Below are 17,502 nucleotides of genomic sequence, written 5' to 3'. Positions count from 1 at the left end.
TAGCACATTATCACAAACGAGAATCGTTATCATGTGGATGAAAATAGAATGAGAGGCAATGCAGGTTGAAGAAGGGTAAAAACAGCGCATAAAAAACCCGGCAGGTGCCGGGCTTCAGGTAACGCTTTTTAAAATACCGCTTTATAAAACATCATTTGCGGGTGCGCGGTTTACCTTTGCCACGCGGCGCGCCTGCTCGAGGGTTGCCTTGTTTAGGCTTAGGTCCACTGCCTTTCGGCCCACCAGCGGGTGCGTTACCACGACGCGCTTGGCGCGCTTTTTTCGGTTTGCTATCGGAATCAATACGTTCTTCATAGCGGCGAACAGCACGGCGAATCTTCTGGCGCGATTTTTTGCGCTTCTGATCCTCTGGGGTGATCACTGTTTGCGATTCTGGTTTCATTTCAACCATTTCTCGCAAGTAGTTCACTTCTTTCAGCTCCATCTCGCGCCAGCCACCACGTGGCAAGTCTTTCTCGAGATAGATATCGCCATAACGAACACGCTTCAGACGGCTCACCGTCACCCCTTGGGTTTCCCACAAACGGCGCACCTCACGGTTGCGTCCCTCGGTGATCACCACATAGAAGGTATGATTCATGCCTTCGCCACCCGCGTAAACAACGTCCTCAAAACGCGCTACGCCGTCTTCTAGCTCAACACCAGAGACAAGATTACGCACCATGTCTTCGTTCACCTCACCAAATACACGTACCATGTATTCACGCTGCACTTGGCGGCTTGGGTGCATTAGTCGGTTTGCTAATTCACCATCAGTGGTAAATAGCAACAAGCCTGAGGTGTTTGCATCCAGACGACCGACAGCAACCCAACGGGCGTCTCTTAGCTTAGGAAGACGATCGAAGACAGTGCGGCGACCTTCTGGATCGCTACGCGTACACAATTCGCCTTCCGGTTTGTTGTATGCGAGGACTCGACACACAGACTCAGAAGGCGCACTTAGTTGAACAGGATGACCGTCTACACGCACCAGCGCACTCGGGTCATCAAGACGATCGCCAAGCTTGGCAACCACACCGTTCACACTCACACGCCCTGATTGGATATAGCTTTCCATCTCACGACGTGAACCTACGCCAGCACGCGCTAGCACCTTCTGCAATTTTTCGCTCATGTTTGTCTTACCTTACTGTCGCCTTCACAGGCGTCATCACTGTCACGGTTGGCATTAATTGGTTTGCTGACGGTTTTCGTCATCAGGAGGCGAATAATACCAAGAACCTAGGGGATAGAGAAACAGTTTCGGCTGGCTCTGACTTTTTAAAATAAAAAAACGCCCAGCAAGGCGGCTGGGCGGGAATGGAAGGTCAACATGACGCTGACACAACATCAGAACTAGCACATTGTCACAATGCAATTGCACTGTATGAGTAGTTACGGCTCATGGTGACACTTGGTTCATTTTTTATTCAAATGGTTGTGGATCACCACTGCCGTGGCGGCGAATTTCTGGGTTGCCTTCACTAAAATCAACCACTGTGGTGGGATGCTCACCCAATACGCCACCGTGCATAATCAAATCCACACTGTGTTCGAGATGATCACGAATCGCCTCAGGGTCTGATTCGGTAAAATCATTGCCCGGCAAAATCAATGACGTCGACATCAAGGGTTCGCCCAACGCCTCGAGCAAATCAAGCGCGATACGGTTATCCGGTACGCGAATACCAATGGTCTTACGCTTCGGGTTCATTAATCGGCGCGGCACTTCTTTCGTCGCCTTCAAAATGAAGGTGTAAGCACCGGGGGTGTTATTTCGAATCAAGCGAAACGCGGTATTATCCACCCGAGCGTAAAGCGATAACTCGGATAAATCACGACATAGCAACGTAAAGTTATGGTCTTTGTCGAGATCACGAATCCGGCAAATGCGTTCCAGCGCCTGTTTATTTTCTAGTTGGCAGCCTAATGCATAGCCCGAATCGGTCGGATAAATAATGACCCCACCATTTCGGATAATCGCCACCGCTTGATTAATCAACCGCGCTTGCGGGTTCTCTGGGTGGACGTAAAAAAACTGACTCATGGTTCCTCCTGCTTTAGCTCTGCCACTTTAGGATGCTCAACCGCGATCCAGCGTTGGTGGCTAGCGCGCCGGATAATCCTTCTTATACGTCTATTGTAACGCGTCTGGCTTGTCGCTATCTAGTTGATTTACTGATTGCCATTTTTGTTCAGCCGCGTCTAACCATGTCCAATCATGCCAAACCGGCTGACTGTCTTTGGGTAGCCATAAATTGCGGCCCAGCTCTGTCCACGGAGAAGGATAATGAAAATCCGATCCCAGCGAGGCCAACAATCCATAATCTCGCGCGTAATCGGCCAGCAAACGACGCTCTTGTTGCGACTGCTGAGGAAGAGCGACTTCGATAGCATCGCCATTGGCTTCAGAAAATGCAGTCAATAATCGTTTCAACCACTTGGCTTTGAGCTTATATCGGCCTGGGTGAGCAAGCACCGCCTGCCCGCCGGCCTCATGGATCGCCGTAACCGCATCTGCAATCGAACACCAATTAGGCGGTGCATAGCCGGTATTTCCTCGGGTTAAAAAGCGCTTGAAACAGGCTTGCATGGTTTTCGCGTGACCCTGCTCGACCAACCAGCGTGCAAAATGGGCACGGGTCAGTGGTGCATCGCCAGCCAGTTCACGCGCACCCGCGAGCGCCCCTGTGTAATGCGAGCGCTCTAACCGCTCAGCAATCAGCTCAGCACGTTGTTGCCGTCGCTTAGCTTGTTCGGCAATCAATGCGGTTAATGCCGGATGCTGGGGGTCGACATTTAATCCCACAATGTGGATATCAAAATTCTGCCACAAGGTCGAAATTTCAATGCCGTTGACCAGCGTCAGGGGCAAGTTTTGATGGTCGATTTCTGCTTGCGCTTCCACCAGCCCAGCGGTGGTGTCGTGGTCGGTAATCGCCAACACGCCCACGCGACGCTCGACCGCGCGCTGCACCAAATCTTTTGGTGATAGACGGCCGTCGGAGGCAGTGGTATGGCTATGTAAGTCAATGATCATGGTGTATCGGGTTTCCTTAATGCGCTCGCGCCCTAGCACTGTCGGTTTGTGTCTTATCAGCCTGAGGCTAAGTACGCGCCATGCGGGCTCTGTCGATGCGAATACGCCAAGTTAATCAGCGCTCGGCGGGCACGGTGAATATCTTTGTTGTTTATTATCGTGTGCTTATTCCGCACTTTTTCTGCATTCTTTTTGAATTCCCCGTTGACACAGAAGTAAAATATCAGTTTACTAGTACACAAGTTAACGCGCACCACTTCTCAGTCTCGGGGAGCAATATGGCGCTAAGGGTAACAGTCACGACGGAGTCTCGCAGCATGTATTTCAACGCCGCGTCTAGATCACATTCGATTCACAATGCACCCACTGCCGAACAGGCCGTGAGTGTGTTGGCGACATCCATGACCTCTGTTGCGCTTATTTGGTGGCACGGCTCCTCACGGGCGGTGTGACGCGCTGTATAAACAGCAACCTTATTCACAACGCCCGCCACTGATGCGGGCGTTTTTGTCTCTCAGTTTTGCCATCACGCGTTATCGTGCCACTACGCATTCAGTCACGGTAACCCGCAACGTAGTTGATAAGGATATTTGATGATTATTGTACTTAAACCCCAAGCCACCGAGCAGGATGCCAACGTCCTCCTCAATCAAATTGAACAATGCGGGTTAAAACCGCTTTATATGCCGGGTGTGGAACGCATTGTATTGGGCGCACTGGGTGATGAACGTGTGTTGCAACAATGCCATTTTGAGGCCAACCCACTGGTTGAGGAAGTCAAGCCGATTTTAACCAAGTACAAACGCGTGAGCCGTGATGTGCAGCCGCACGACAGCGTGGTGCATATCGGCAATGTACCTGTAGGCGGTCAACACTTCGTGGTCATGGCAGGCCCCTGCTCGGTGGAGTCGGAGTCTCAATTGCTATCCGTGGCGGAGCGCGTTAAAACTCATGGTGCACGTGTATTGCGGGGCGGTGCCTTTAAACCACGCACCAGCCCTTATGATTTCCAAGGCATGGGAGTTGAGGGGCTAAAGCTACTCAAACAAGCCAGTGAGCTGACTGGCATGCCAACCGTGTCAGAAGTGATGGAAATTAGCCAAGTCGACGCCGTGTGCGAGTACATTGATTGCTTGCAAATTGGCGCCCGTAACATGCAAAACTATGGCTTACTCAAAGCGGTAGGCGAAACTGGCAAACCTGTCTTGTTAAAACGTGGGCTTTCCGCCACTATCGAAGAATGTTTGCTGGCAGCGGAATATATTGTCGATGCGGGTAACCCCAATGTGATTTTATGTGAACGCGGTATTCGCACTTACGAAACCGCCACACGTAACACCTTGGACTTGAATGCCGTGGCCTTGATGAAGCAGCGTAGCCATTTGCCAGTGTTGGTCGACCCAAGCCATGGGACGGGTGTGCGAGAGCTGGTGACGCCACTATCACGCGCTGCGGCGGCCGTGGGCGCGGATGGCATTATTGTGGAGAGCCACTTAAACCCAAGCGAAGCACTGTCAGACGGTCACCAAGCCTTAACCGGCGATATGTTCGCGCAGCTAATGCAAGAACTCACCCCCTTTGTGCAAGCGGCAGGGAGAAAGCTGTGAACACTCATGATCCCCAACATGGCGAGCTTGATACGCTCCAACTCTCGGTGCCTTATGTGGCCGACCCGACCGAGTTGTATGCCGCCGTGTGCCAAGATAAGCCTTATAGCATGCTGTTGGAGTCGGCAGAGATTGACTCCAAACGCAACCTTAAAAGCCTGATGCTGATCGATGCCGCCGTGCGCATTGAATGCCGCGGGCAGCGCGTGACCTTACAAGCGCTTACTCATAATGGCAGTCATTTGCTGGAGAGCATCGCCCAGAGCGCAGCGCTGAAAGCCCTCGCCTGTGAGGTAGCGCAAGCCAACGAAGGAGACTTCCCCGCCCTAACGTTGACGTTCCGCCATCCTAACGACAATGGCGCGCTGTTAGATGAAGACGCCCGTCTACGCCAAGCGTCGGTGTTTGATGCCCTGCGTGTTATCAAACAAAGTGTCGCGTTGAATAACCAACCTGACGATGCGCTCTTTGTCGGTGGCCTTTTTGCCTATGATTTGGTGGCCAGCACTGAAACGCTGCCAGCGGTGGAGGGCACCGAGCACTGCCCCGACTACCTTTTTTATGTTGCAGAAAGCTTGCTGGTGATTGACCACCAGCACCGCCAAGCGCGCTTACAAGGCACCTTATTTGGTGGTGATAACGCCCGCGCCCACTATGTGGATTTATCGCGTCGTTTGCAAAGCATCAAAGAAGCCTGCTTATCGCCTGCGCCGCTTCCAAAAGCGCCCGTGATCACTGATCACAGCGTCGCGGTTTCTGTCTCTGATTCAGACTTTTGTCAGCAAGTCGACGCACTGAAAAAGCACGTGATTGCCGGTGATGTGTTTCAAGTGGTGCCATCGCGCCGCTTTACCCTCGCATGTCCGTCACCGCTTAATGCTTATCGAGCGCTGAAGCATGGCAACCCTAGCCCGTATATGTTTTATCTGCGCGATAGCCAATTTAGCTTGTTTGGCGCCTCGCCAGAAAGCGCCCTTAAATATACTCAAGCAACCAATCAGGTTGAGATTTATCCCATCGCCGGTACGCGCCGACGCGGAAAAACTGCCCAAGGCGATATTGATCACGACTTGGATAGCCGCATTGAGCTTGAGCTGCGCAATGATGAAAAAGAAAACGCCGAGCACATGATGCTGGTCGATTTGGCCCGCAACGATGTGGCGCGAATTAGCTCACCCGGTAGCCGCCATGTCGCCGACTTGCTCAAAGTCGACCGCTACAGCCATGTGATGCACTTAGTTTCTCGGGTGGTAGGTCAGCTGAAACCCGATTTAGACGCGCTGCATGCGTACCAAGCCTGTATGAATATGGGCACGCTCACCGGTGCACCTAAACTTCGGGCGATGCAGCTCATCCGTGACACCGAACAGTGCCGTCGTGGCAGTTATGGTGGCGCCGTGGGCTATTTTACCGGATCAGGCGAGATGGATACCTGCATTGTGATCCGCTCTGCCTACGTTGAAAACGGCCTTGCCACCGTGCAAGCCGGCGCGGGCGTGGTGTTTGATTCTGACCCTCAAGCCGAAGCGGACGAAACCCGCGGCAAAGCTCAAGCGGTGATCCATGCGATTCAAACCGCCCACCAAGGAGGCCAATCATGAGTACCCCGCAAATGGACATCGTGCTCCTCGATAACATGGACTCCTTTACCTACAACTTGGTGGATCAATTTCGCACACTCGGTTACCCGGTCACGGTGTTCCGCAATCATTTAGAGGCCGAGGCGATTGTTCGTCATATTCGTTCCCTGCCCCAGCCGCTACTAGTGCTCTCCCCTGGCCCAGGTGCGCCTTCTGATGCCGGCTGTATGCCCGCGTTGATTGAAAGGCTGCGCGGCCAAGTGCCGATGCTGGGGATTTGCCTGGGTCAGCAAGCGATCGTCGAAGCCTACGGCGGCACAGTCGCCGGAGCTGGCACCATCATGCACGGCAAAGCCTCAGCCATGCACCACCAGCAACATGCGGTATTTGGCCCATTGGCATCCCCACTCACCGTGGCCCGTTACCACTCGCTGGTGGCGACTGAGGTGCCGGCCAGCTTGGATGTCATCGCCACGACCTTGGATGGTGACGCGCAAAAAGTGATGGCCGTGGTGAGTAATACCGACTACGTGGTCGGTTATCAATTCCACCCAGAATCTATTTTGACCGCACAAGGTGCTGCCCTGCTCACCCACACCATCGATTGGGCCAGTGGCTATTATCAGCGCTAACAACATTAGCGCTTACAACAACACGTGCCAGATAAGCACGGAGCTCGAACAGACAAATACCGAGGTTAAGTACAGTGATGGATCAACTACTAGAGACGCTCTACCAACAACAGTCACTCAGCCAAGCGCAAAGCGAGCAGCTGTTTAGTGCGATCATTCAGGGCGAGCTCGAGCCAGCGCGATTAGCGGCTGCATTAACCGCATTGAAGATTAAAGGGGAAACGCCTGAAGAAATCGCAGGCGCGGCAAAAGCACTGACTGACAACGCCGAACCGTTCCCCCGCCCCAGTTATCCGTTTGCCGATATCGTCGGCACGGGAGGCGATGGCGCGAACACCATTAATATTTCAACCACGGCCGCCTTTGTCGCCGCCGCCTGTGGCGTGAAAGTCGCCAAACACGGTAACCGCGGGGTGTCGAGCAAATCGGGCTCATCGGATTTACTCGCCGCCTTTGGCATTGATTTGGCGATGCCTGCCGACCACGCCCGCGAGGCCTTGGATAATCTGGGCGTTTGCTTTTTATTCGCGCCGCAATACCACACCGGCGTACGACACGCGATGCCCGTGCGCCAAGCAATGAAAACACGCACCATCTTCAATCTGCTTGGGCCGTTAATTAACCCAGCGAAACCTAGCATTGAGCTGATGGGCGTGTACGACCAAGCTCTAGTTGCGCCGATTGCACAAACCATGCAAAACCTCAACATGACGCGCGCAGCCGTGGTTCATGGTGACGGTCTGGATGAAGTGGCAATCCACGGCCCCACAACGGTGGCAGAAATCACCCCAACTCACATTGAGCATTACACCTTAACCCCCAGCGACTTTGGTGTATCCGAATACCCGCTGGACAGTATTGCTGGGGGCACACCGGAGCAAAACTGCGCGATGATCAGCGCGATTTTGCAAGGTAAAGGCACAGACGCCCAGCAAGCGGCGGTGGCTGTCAATGTGGCACTATTGCTACGCTTATTCGGACAAGAAGACTTGAAAGCAAATGCACAACAGGCCTTGGACGTGATGGCGTCGGGCAAGCCTTACACCATCATGCAAGCGTTAGCACAAAGGAGCGCAGTATGACCACCTCAGACCTCAACGACACCATTTTAGGCCGCATTGTCGATGACAAAAAACGCTGGGTAGCCGCGCGCAAAAGTGCTCAGCCGCTGGATAGCTTTATCGACCAACTGACGCTCAGTGATCGCGATTTTCGTGCTGCACTGGCCGCGCCGGGGTCACAGTTTATCTTGGAGTGCAAAAAAGCCTCGCCTTCAAAAGGGTTGATCCGAGAAGACTTCGATCCAGCCAGTATCGCCCGTGCCTACCAACCCTTTGCCGCGGCCATTTCAGTCCTGACGGACGAGGACCACTTTCAGGGCAGTTTTGACTTCTTACCGATCGTGCGCGCACAAGTCGATGCGCCTGTGCTTTGTAAAGATTTTATTATCGACCCGTATCAGGTTTACCTCGCACGTCATTATCAAGCCGATGCGATCTTATTGATGCTGTCGGTACTCGACGACGCCGAATACCGCGAGCTGGCCGATTTAGCCGAGTCGCTAAAGCTGGGCGTGCTTACTGAAGTGAGCACCGAAGACGAGCTCGCACGTGCCAATGCCCTAGGAGCGGTGGTGATTGGGATTAATAACCGGAATTTGCGCGATTTAAGCATCGATCGCGATCGCACCAAACGCTTAGCACCACAAGTGGGCGAAAAAGCGATCGTGATTTCAGAAAGTGGCATTCATAACCACCGTCATGTGCGCGATCTTGCCCGCCATGCGGATGGCTTTTTGATTGGCAGTGCATTAATGGCAGAACCCGATCTTACCCTCGCGCTACGTAAAGTGATCTTAGGAGAGAATAAAGTCTGCGGGCTCACCACCGCCGACGATGCCCTCGCAGCCTTCAACGCTGGCGCTGTCTACGGCGGACTCATTTTTGTTGAGCACTCGCCGCGCGCGGTGACTCCCGCCGTGGCCGAGCGCGTCCAGCAAGGTGCGCCACTGCGCTATGTGGGCGTATTCCAAAATCATGCGCTAGACACCGTGGCTGAGTACGCAAAACAGCTCAGCCTTCACGCGGTGCAACTGCATGGGGATGAAGATGCAGCGTATCTACAAGCATTGCGTGAGAAGCTCCCTGAACACTGTGAAATTTGGAAAGCGCACGGTGTCTCTGATATCGCACCGGCTTTAGACGGCGTAAATGCGGACCGTCACCTCATCGACAGCCGAGTCGGCCAACAATCTGGCGGCACGGGCAAAACGTTTGATTGGCATCTGATCCCTAAAACTGCCAAAGACAAAGTCATGATTGCCGGCGGGCTCACCCCCGAGAATGCCGCCAAAGCGGCCGAACAAGGCTGCCTCGGGCTGGATTTTAACTCCGGTGTCGAGCATGCGCCCGGGGTGAAAGATGCCAACAAGTTAAACGCGGCGTTCCGCGCCCTTCGCCGCTATTGATTTTTCGAGATAGTTGATTTAGCTGAGAGGATAGATGTCGCCAAGACAGTCAACGTATCTCGGCCCCAGTTAAAGACGTAAAAGGATAATTATGAGCAAGCTTAACCCGTATTTTGGCGAATTTGGTGGTCAGTACGTGCCCCAAATTCTGGTGCCTGCGCTTGATCAGCTCGAACAGGCGTTTATTGATGCCCAAGACGACCCAAACTTTAAAGACGATTTTATCCGCCTGCTGCAAGAGTATGCCGGACGACCCACCGCGTTGACGCTTTGTCGTAACCTCACCAAGGGGACGAACACCAAGCTGTATCTTAAGCGCGAGGACTTGCTGCACGGCGGGGCGCACAAAACCAACCAAGTACTGGGCCAAGCGATGCTTGCCCAGCGTATGGGCAAATCAGAGATCATTGCCGAAACCGGAGCCGGCCAACACGGTGTGGCGACCGCACTGGCGTGTGCGCTATTGGGGCTAAAGTGTCGCATCTACATGGGGGCCAAAGACGTTGAGCGTCAAAGTCCTAATGTGTTTCGGATGAAGCTGATGGGTGCCACTGTGATCCCAGTACATGCGGGCTCTGCGACGTTAAAAGATGCATGTAACGAAGCAATGCGCGACTGGTCAGCCAACTATGATACCGCCCACTATTTGCTCGGCACTGCGGCGGGCCCGCACCCCTTCCCGACCATTGTGCGCGAGTTTCAACGTATTATTGGTGAGGAAACCCGCGCGCAAATTCAGCAGGTAGAAGGCCGCTTGCCGGATGCGGTAATCGCTTGTGTGGGTGGCGGCTCAAACGCGATTGGCATGTTTGCTGACTTTATCGATGACAAAGAGGTGCGTTTAATTGGTGTTGAGCCAGCGGGCAAAGGACTCGATACCGATCAACACGGCGCGCCCTTAAAGCATGGCAAGCCCGGTATTTTCTTCGGTATGAAATCCCCATTGATGCAAGATGAATATGGCCAAGTCGAAGAGTCGTATTCTGTATCAGCCGGATTGGACTTCCCGTCGGTGGGGCCACAGCATGCGCATCTTAACGCCATTGGTCGTGCCGAATATCCTGCGGTCACCGACGATGAAGCCTTGGAAGCGTTTCAATCGCTTGCGCGCAACGAAGGCATTATTCCCGCGTTAGAATCTGCCCATGCACTGGCTCAGGCGCAAAAAATGATTGCCGCTGATCCTGAAAAAGAGCAGCTTTTGGTGGTCAACCTATCCGGACGTGGTGATAAAGATATCTTCACTGTATATGACATTTTAGAAGGCAAAGGAGAGCTGTAATGACGGCACCATCAACTCGATATCAAGCGATGTTCGCAAACCTGGATGCCAAACAGCAAGGTGCCTTTGTTCCTTTTGTCACCTTGGGGGATCCAAACCCAGAACAATCACTCGCCGTGGTCGATGCCTTGGTTGAAGGCGGCGCCGACGCGCTGGAACTCGGTATGCCGTTTTCCGACCCATTGGCTGATGGGCCCACCATTCAAGACGCAACCTTACGCGCGCGGGCCGCTGGCACCACACCCGATACCTGTTTCGACATGTTGGCAGCCATTCGCGCCAAGCATCCAACCATTCCGATTGGGTTGCTGATGTATGCCAACTTAGTCTACGCCCGCGGTATTGACACTTTTTACCGCCGGTGTGCGGATGTCGGCGTCGATTCGGTTCTGGTAGCAGATGTGCCGATTACTGAATCTGCACCATTTCGTGAACAAGCCTTGGCGCATGGCATTGATCCGATTTTTATTGCTCCACCCAACGCAGACGATGCCACCTTAGCTCAGGTTGCGGAGCTGGGTCGTGGCTATACCTATCTGGTGTCGCGCGCCGGCGTCACAGGGGCAGAAGCCAAAGCAGGGGCTCCGGTTGAGCATTTACTCGGCACCTTGCATCATCATGAAGCACCGCGTCCGCTGCTTGGCTTTGGCATCTCAACCCCTGAGCAAGTCAAAGCGGCGATCAGCGCCGGGGCGGCAGGCGCGATTTCTGGCTCTGCGGTGGTGAAAATCATCGAGCAACATCAACATGATGTTCCCACGATGCTGGCGGCATTAACGGACTTCGTCAAAACCATGAAAGCGGCGACAGCACGCCAATAATATCAAGCTGGATAACACTGAGCTTTATAATACTGAGTTTGATAATACTAAGCGTTGGGCGATGTCTGTTCAGCATCGCCTTGCGAACGGCCACTTACCCAAGGTGTGGCTTCATCAAACCGCGGTTCCTCACGACTGTGTCGTTTTCCATTGGGAGGCTGCATAGTGTCATGATACATGCGATATTGGTTCTTCCCTGCCCGCTTTGCCGCGTACATTGCCGTGTCCGCATGGGTCAGTAAACGCTCCCCGCTCAGTTTGTCCTTTCCATGCGCGATACCCACGCTGGCCGACACTTGGCAGAGGTATGTGTCAATTACGATCGGTTGATGCGCCACGTCGACAAGAACACGCGCAAGCACTCTCGACTCATCGTCGCGCTGATAAGGCATCACCACTGCAAATTCGTCACCACCTAACCGCGCAATGACCGCATGCGGCGGGAGTGCCATCGCTAGCTTTTCTGCCAACGCAGACAGAAAAAGATCGCCCACATCATGGCCAAAATTATCATTAATCGCCTTAAAGCCATCAAGGTCAATCACCAACATCGCCATACTATGAGTGTTGAATACATAGCGACCGTTTAACGTATCAAACAACCAATGGCGATTATGCAATCCTGTCAGTTGGTCTTCGCGCGCTAAGCGATAATAGCGTTTGGCATCCAATGCAAGCAGCATCAATACTGTCGCGCCCACGGCTATCATCCCTAACGTCATCACGGTGGTCAGTTGTCCGAGCTGGTTAAGTAACCGCGTATGCTCGCGATAACCATGACCCGGCATGGCTAACGATTGCTGAAAAAAGCCATCGAGTAATTGACGCTGCTGGCGATAATGCCCAATCAGCTGGCTCATGCCCTGACTAGAAAAGCGCAAGGCATAGAAGCGGCTTTCATACGCTTTAAGATCAGCGAACAGGGTTTTTAGTAGCGCCGTCGGATGCCCTTGTTCCGCATCACCACGGTTCGCCATCGTGATCGCAACCGGAAAGCGGCTCCATAAGATCTCGTGCTGAATCGCCAACTGATCAAAGCTGCTCTTTCCACCTTGGTAGCGTTCCAGCAAGGTAATCAGCGCATCGTACTCTTTAGACAAGCTGAGCATATACCACACCAACTTGCTTTGGCCGTTGGTTAGGCGCTCAGATAACGCGGTGATCTTATTGGTGGTTAACACCACACCGATTGCCATAATCGCAATACATACCACTAAAATAGTGCGTTTAATCGGCATCACCTTCAGTTGGGCATTTCTCATCATTCGTCACTCCTTAGGGCTGGCACGCTATGTCAGTCAGCTGCCACACCATTGCCGAATAAAATCGGTCATTCTGAATGGCCGGATATTGGTCGAGAGGAAACACTAACCAAAGTGGACCAAGTGTTCTGAGTGTCATCGCTTGCCCGTTGCGTTTCATCGCAATCACTGGCTGATAACGTGCCACCATGTCTGCACTGAGCATCGCTTGGTATCGATTCATCGCGCTCAGTTTTAAGTCAGCACATTCCCCCATTCCCGCAGCGTCCAAAACGTTTGATAGCGCCACACCCTCAAAACGTTGCTCACCTTGGGTAAATGGGGTTTGAGTGATGATTTGTGCCGAAGGTAAGGCCTCGAGCGCCTGTCGATTGAATCGCACACTGTGCTCTGGAGTAACACTGACGGTGAGATTGATCGGCACGCGCAAGGCGGCAACGGCGCTGAAGGTAATCAAAACGCCAATCACCACCATCGCGACATTGGGGGCTTGAACTAAACCACGCAGCAATACAATGGGTGCTGCAAGAAAGGCTGTGCGAGGTTTTTCTTTCATTTTTCACCAGTTACATCACAACGACAACCGGAGACTTGTCGGTCAGCAGCAAGGGGCTTGAGGCTGGCCTCACAAATGTAAGTCACGTGTCTGTATTACGTCACAGATGTGACGCTGTTGGGACTAGTGTGCTTGAAAGGGGTTAACGATTTATAGTGTTTGAGCCAGCATTTATTAACAAATCTCACAATTGAGATAAACTCGCAGCACAAAAAAAGTCAGGGGCTAGAAAGCAGACGGGGACAATGGGCTATAAACAAAAAAGCCTGCCGATACTCTGTGTACCGACAGGCAAACAACGCTGGTTAGCTAAGATCGCGCATTAATATTTCAAGCTCTTCCTGAGCCTGATCAATCAAGGACGCCAGCTCGTTTGCATCATCATGATGCATTGGCAGTGCCCAATTTTCTCGTCTTCCCGGCTCGACATGCTCTGCGACCAGCTGGGTGATTTTTCCCTTACGCTCAAACTTCACCTCATCAAATTCCGCGAGGTGCGGTTTTTTCTCGTTGGCAATCTGAATCAACACATTGCCATTTGGCACAACCCGCACGTGCGCCTTTCGCGCGGGCGTGGTGTTCAATGTATAACTGCGTGAACGGATAGACATGTCTACCTCCTGTCACTCGATATGGGGCATTACTAAGTGTAGTAACTCTGCCCTCAAACGGCAGCGAAAGGCGCCGGATTTTTAGGATATAAGGGAATAAATGGTTACCAATTGTGAGGCACTTAATAATCTTAATGCTGACAAGCGATTAGGATAACGCCCTCTATACGGTATGGCATAACCAACCGCACTGTATGCATGTTCAATCAAGTTCGCGCGCCGGTCATAACAACGGACTGAACATATAGAAAAACTGTTCAATCGGCTTGTGATAAACCGGTCGTTGTTGCCACGTTTTGGGTTCCACACGCAAAGATTGGCTGAGATAGCGCTGGTGTAGCGCGTTCACGCTGGCACAAAAGTCGGGATCATCGACCGTGAGCGTTAACTCAAAGTTCAACCATAAGCTGCGCATGTCGAGGTTTACGGTGCCAATCAAACAGTACTTTTCATCAACCAATACAGATTTGGTGTGCAGTAAGCCACCGCCAAAACGGTAGATCTCAATACCTGACGCCATTAAATCGGCAAAGAAGGACCGACTGGCCCACTCAACCATTAAGGAATCGTTTTTTTCCGGCACAATCACTGTCACTTTCACGCCTCGTTGCGCTGCCGTTTGTAAGCTAAACAGTAGCCCTTCACTCGGCACCAAATAGGGCGTGGTAATGGTAATGCTGTCATGGGCTTGGTGGATAGCCAAGGTTAACACCTGTTGGATCATACCATCAGGCAAACCCGGTCCCGATGGAATGGCTTGCACAGCGTGATTGGCATGTTGGTGATCTTCAATGAGTGAGCATTCGGGTTGTGCGGGTAAATTTCGCAGTCCCGTTTCTACTTCCCAATCCCAAGAAAAAATGCTGCTGAGCACAGGAACGGTGGGGCCGGTAACACGTACCATCACGTCTACCCATTGACCCACACCCGCATTTTGCTTAAAAAAGCGCGGATCGACCATGTTCATCGAGCCCGTGTATGCCAGATGATTATCGATGATCACCACCTTGCGGTGCTGGCGAATATCAAGGCGGCGGAAGAACATCCGAAACGGATTGACGGCCAGAGCTTCAATCAACTCTATCCCCGCTTCTCGCATCACACTCGGCCATTTGCTGCGGAAAAACGTCTTACTTCCCGCAGAATCGAGCATGATACGAACCGGAATGCCCCGCTTCGCGGTATCACACGCGGCTTGCGCAACCTCATCGGCATGGCCGCCAGGATGCCAAATATAAAACACCATGTTTACGCTTTGCGTGGCGTGACGAATATCAAAGGCAATGGATTTGAGGATATCTGCCGGATCGGTCTGCAAGTGGAGCTGGTTGCCCGTTAATTCAGGGACACCAATCCGCGCTTGGCATAATTGGTTAACATGATGAGATTGCTCGCGCACGTGCTGAGGACGATGCGCCGGACACGCTTGTAAGCTGAGCAACCATTGCCGATACGGTTCAAACATCGCTTTGGCACGTACCGCACGCGTCTTCCCGAGATTGAGCTCGCCGAATAGCAGGTAGGCGATGACACCGACAATCGGCAGGATGTAAATAATCATCAACCATGCGATCGACACCCCGAGCGCACGACGCTTAAAGACCACACGAATAGTGACCGCCGCGATCGTTAGCCAATACGCGAGTAACAAAATAAGAGTCAGGATCTCGTAGACTTTTTCCATGCTTGTTTGCGCACACCTTATTGTTGGAATCGACGGGTTATCAACCACATGGTCTTACCCTATTCTGCCTAGCTTGCCACTGGGTGCAAGCAGTGTTTTGTCTAGATTTATGACAACACAAGTCACCAAAAGTGAAGTGGCCCTCAGTAGAAATGTCATAGATGAATAACCGACACATAAATACGTGACGCAACATCACCTTGTTAACATTGTGTTAAATCAATAATTGCGACAGAGAAAGCCACTGTGGTACTGACTATAGACAGTGAATCGCACTCGCTATCGGTGAATAAGTAAGCAGACGCGGAAAGAATATCGGGAAGTTGGCTCGTTTGGGGGTATTACATACGGCAAGATCTTCAAATTTTACGTATAAACTGTTTTACTTACGAGCCTTAGAGGAACGAATCACTAGCTTCACTCTGTAATTATAACTTTACACACCATAAGGTGTCGCTCACGCATCAGCGATGGGCATTATGAGCAGTATCAATCATCTATACCCAAGCAGCTGGACGCATTCGCGTAGAGTCAGACGGGTATGTCGCATAAACTGACGAGTAGATATGGCAAACACACAACGCGCACAATTTTCATCCCGATTAGGGTTTATCTTGGCGGCAGCCGGCTCAGCGATTGGGCTGGGCAATATTTGGGGGTTCCCGACTCAAACAGCTTCAAACGGCGGCGCCGTTTTTCTGTTCATTTATTTGATCATGGTTTTTGTCCTAGCGTATCCCCTTTTAATAGCAGAACTCACTATTGGACGCTACGGCAATGCTAACCCGGTTCGGTCTTTATCCTCAGTGGCAGGTGGGCAAAAGTGGTTGGGTCGCTTGCTCGGCTTAGTCGGTATGCTCGGAGCAACTGGTATCCTTAGCTTCTATGCCATTGTCGCCGGTTGGCTGGTCGGCTTTATGGTGTCACCACTGCTCACCGCGCTGGGCTTTGTTAATGCGGCGAACTGGTTAGAGTCATTCAGCGAAACCCGTAACCTCGCCCTCATGCTGTGCTTTATGGTACCGACCATTTTGGTGGTTCGTAACGGCATTGCTAACGGGATCGAGCGTTGGTCGTCTCGCTTAATGCCAGTACTGTTTTTACTCTTCGTAGTGATGGTGGTGTACATCTTGTTCCAACCTGGCGCGATTGAGGGATTAAAAATGTACCTGATCCCCGATCCTTCTCATCTCTCGCCAAGTCTGGTGGTGAGTGCAATGGGGCAGGCTTTCTTCTCGCTCTCCCTCGGTGTGTGCGTAATGATGGTCTATGGCTCTTACTTATCAAAGTCAGCCAGTATTCCCAAAACTGCCGCCCAAGTGGCACTGCTCGATACCGGTATCGCCTTTATTGCCGGACTATTGATTATGCCAGCGATGTTCGTTGCCCAACATAACGGGGTGGCGATTTACAGTGAAAGCGGGGATCTACTCAGCAGCGATACGCTGGTGTTCAGCGTCTTGCCTGCCATGTTCGATACCATGGGCAGTGCTGGCTTGTTTATCGGCTTCGCTTTCTTCTTACTGATGGTCATTGCGGCTCTCACATCGGCCATTTCAATGCTTGAAGTGCCCGTAGCTTGTGCAACCGAAGAACTGCGTCAGTCTCGCGAGAAAGCCGTTTGGTGGATTGGTGGTTTGATCACCCTAGCCTCTGCCACCATTGTGTATAACTTTGGCGATCTGTTCGGCTTGGTGGTTACCGTGACGACAGAATACGCACAGCCTATTCTCGGCCTGCTATTTGCCTTGGTCGCCGGTTGGTTGTGGCACCGTAACGAAATCTTGAAAGAGCTGGTGCAAGGTAGCCCTGAACTTGGCGAAACCTGGTTTTGGAAAATCTGGCCGGGTTATGTGCGGGTGATTTGCCCTATCTTAATGATCTTGGTCTTCGGTTGGGACTGGATCTAACCGCACACCGCTCAGTACATGACGTATTATGTGCTGAGCGGTATCTTCTC

At 52.3% G+C, this 17,502-nt stretch carries 15 protein-coding genes and 1 other annotated feature; of the genes, 8 read left to right on the top strand and 7 right to left on the bottom strand.

Annotation, left to right across the window (positions count from 1 at the left end):
- Positions 1–151: 151 nt before the first annotated feature.
- The 3 genes from rluB to rnm all read right to left on the bottom strand — a co-directional run bounded on the left by rluB (position 152) and on the right by rnm (position 3,040).
- Complete coding sequence (gene rluB, locus N7E60_RS05850; protein WP_077480182.1) at positions 152–1,135, bottom strand: 23S rRNA pseudouridine(2605) synthase RluB; 984 nt, start codon at positions 1,133–1,135, stop codon at positions 152–154.
- Positions 1,136–1,426: 291 nt separating this feature from the next.
- A complete protein-coding gene (locus N7E60_RS05845; RefSeq protein WP_069590125.1) occupies positions 1,427–2,047 on the bottom strand; it encodes an L-threonylcarbamoyladenylate synthase in 621 nt (206 codons plus the stop codon).
- A 90-nt stretch (positions 2,048–2,137) separates the two neighbouring features.
- Positions 2,138–3,040 carry an RNase RNM gene (gene rnm, locus N7E60_RS05840; RefSeq protein ID WP_269598361.1) on the bottom strand — a complete coding sequence of 301 codons (903 nt, stop codon included), beginning with the start codon at positions 3,038–3,040 and terminating at the stop codon, positions 2,138–2,140.
- 416 nt (positions 3,041–3,456) lie between these two features.
- Positions 3,457–3,551: a sequence feature (Trp leader region), on the top strand.
- 82 nt (positions 3,552–3,633) lie between these two features.
- Between rnm and aroF the strand changes: the two genes are divergently transcribed.
- From aroF to trpA, 7 genes are all read left to right on the top strand, one after another.
- Positions 3,634–4,647: a 3-deoxy-7-phosphoheptulonate synthase gene (aroF, locus tag N7E60_RS05835; protein WP_069590121.1), complete on the top strand. Its 1,014-nt coding sequence runs from the start codon at positions 3,634–3,636 to the stop codon at positions 4,645–4,647.
- Positions 4,644–6,248 (top strand): anthranilate synthase component 1, encoded by a 1,605-nt coding sequence (locus N7E60_RS05830; RefSeq protein WP_269598359.1) that lies wholly within the window; start codon positions 4,644–4,646, stop codon positions 6,246–6,248. Before aroF ends, N7E60_RS05830 begins: the two co-directional genes overlap by 4 nt.
- Positions 6,245–6,859, top strand: a complete 615-nt coding sequence (locus N7E60_RS05825; protein WP_269598358.1) for an aminodeoxychorismate/anthranilate synthase component II — start codon at positions 6,245–6,247, stop codon at positions 6,857–6,859. Before N7E60_RS05830 ends, N7E60_RS05825 begins: the two co-directional genes overlap by 4 nt.
- A 77-nt stretch (positions 6,860–6,936) precedes the next feature.
- Positions 6,937–7,941, top strand: a complete 1,005-nt coding sequence (trpD, locus tag N7E60_RS05820) for an anthranilate phosphoribosyltransferase (protein WP_269598357.1) — start codon at positions 6,937–6,939, stop codon at positions 7,939–7,941.
- Entirely contained in the window at positions 7,938–9,326 is a 1,389-nt protein-coding gene (gene trpCF, locus N7E60_RS05815; RefSeq protein ID WP_269598356.1) for a bifunctional indole-3-glycerol-phosphate synthase TrpC/phosphoribosylanthranilate isomerase TrpF, read from the top strand. The genes trpD and trpCF overlap by 4 nt, the downstream gene beginning before the upstream one ends.
- 91 nt (positions 9,327–9,417) lie before the next feature.
- Complete coding sequence (trpB, locus tag N7E60_RS05810; RefSeq protein WP_269598355.1) at positions 9,418–10,608, top strand: tryptophan synthase subunit beta; 1,191 nt, start codon at positions 9,418–9,420, stop codon at positions 10,606–10,608.
- Positions 10,608–11,429 carry a tryptophan synthase subunit alpha gene (gene trpA, locus N7E60_RS05805; protein ID WP_269598354.1) on the top strand — a complete coding sequence of 274 codons (822 nt, stop codon included), beginning with the start codon at positions 10,608–10,610 and terminating at the stop codon, positions 11,427–11,429. The genes trpB and trpA overlap by 1 nt, the downstream gene beginning before the upstream one ends.
- A 47-nt stretch (positions 11,430–11,476) precedes the next feature.
- On the opposite strand, the gene N7E60_RS05800 is transcribed toward trpA, so the two are convergent.
- The 4 genes from N7E60_RS05800 to cls all read right to left on the bottom strand — a co-directional run bounded on the left by N7E60_RS05800 (position 11,477) and on the right by cls (position 15,542).
- Positions 11,477–12,694 carry a GGDEF domain-containing protein gene (locus N7E60_RS05800; protein ID WP_269598353.1) on the bottom strand — a complete coding sequence of 406 codons (1,218 nt, stop codon included), beginning with the start codon at positions 12,692–12,694 and terminating at the stop codon, positions 11,477–11,479.
- 10 nt (positions 12,695–12,704) lie between these two features.
- Positions 12,705–13,247: a hypothetical protein gene (locus N7E60_RS05795; RefSeq protein WP_077458262.1), complete on the bottom strand. Its 543-nt coding sequence runs from the start codon at positions 13,245–13,247 to the stop codon at positions 12,705–12,707.
- 305 nt (positions 13,248–13,552) lie between these two features.
- The gene (locus N7E60_RS05790) at positions 13,553–13,858 is read right to left on the bottom strand and encodes a hypothetical protein (RefSeq protein ID WP_069590104.1); all 306 of its coding nucleotides are present in this window, start codon (positions 13,856–13,858) and stop codon (positions 13,553–13,555) included.
- Between the two features lie 223 nt (positions 13,859–14,081).
- On the bottom strand, positions 14,082–15,542 hold the full coding sequence (gene cls / locus N7E60_RS05785; RefSeq protein ID WP_077458260.1) for a cardiolipin synthase: 1,461 nt from the start codon (positions 15,540–15,542) through the stop codon (positions 14,082–14,084).
- Positions 15,543–16,108: 566 nt separating this feature from the next.
- On the opposite strand from cls, the gene N7E60_RS05780 reads away from it, so the two are divergent.
- On the top strand, positions 16,109–17,452 hold the full coding sequence (locus N7E60_RS05780; protein ID WP_069590100.1) for a sodium-dependent transporter: 1,344 nt from the start codon (positions 16,109–16,111) through the stop codon (positions 17,450–17,452).
- Positions 17,453–17,502 lie beyond the last annotated feature (50 nt).

The sequence above is a fragment of the Salinivibrio proteolyticus genome (assembly GCF_027286365.1).
Classification (GTDB): domain Bacteria; phylum Pseudomonadota; class Gammaproteobacteria; order Enterobacterales; family Vibrionaceae; genus Salinivibrio; species Salinivibrio proteolyticus.
The sequence above is the reverse complement of the archived record's forward strand: the minus strand, read 5'-3'. Positions and strand labels throughout refer to the sequence as shown.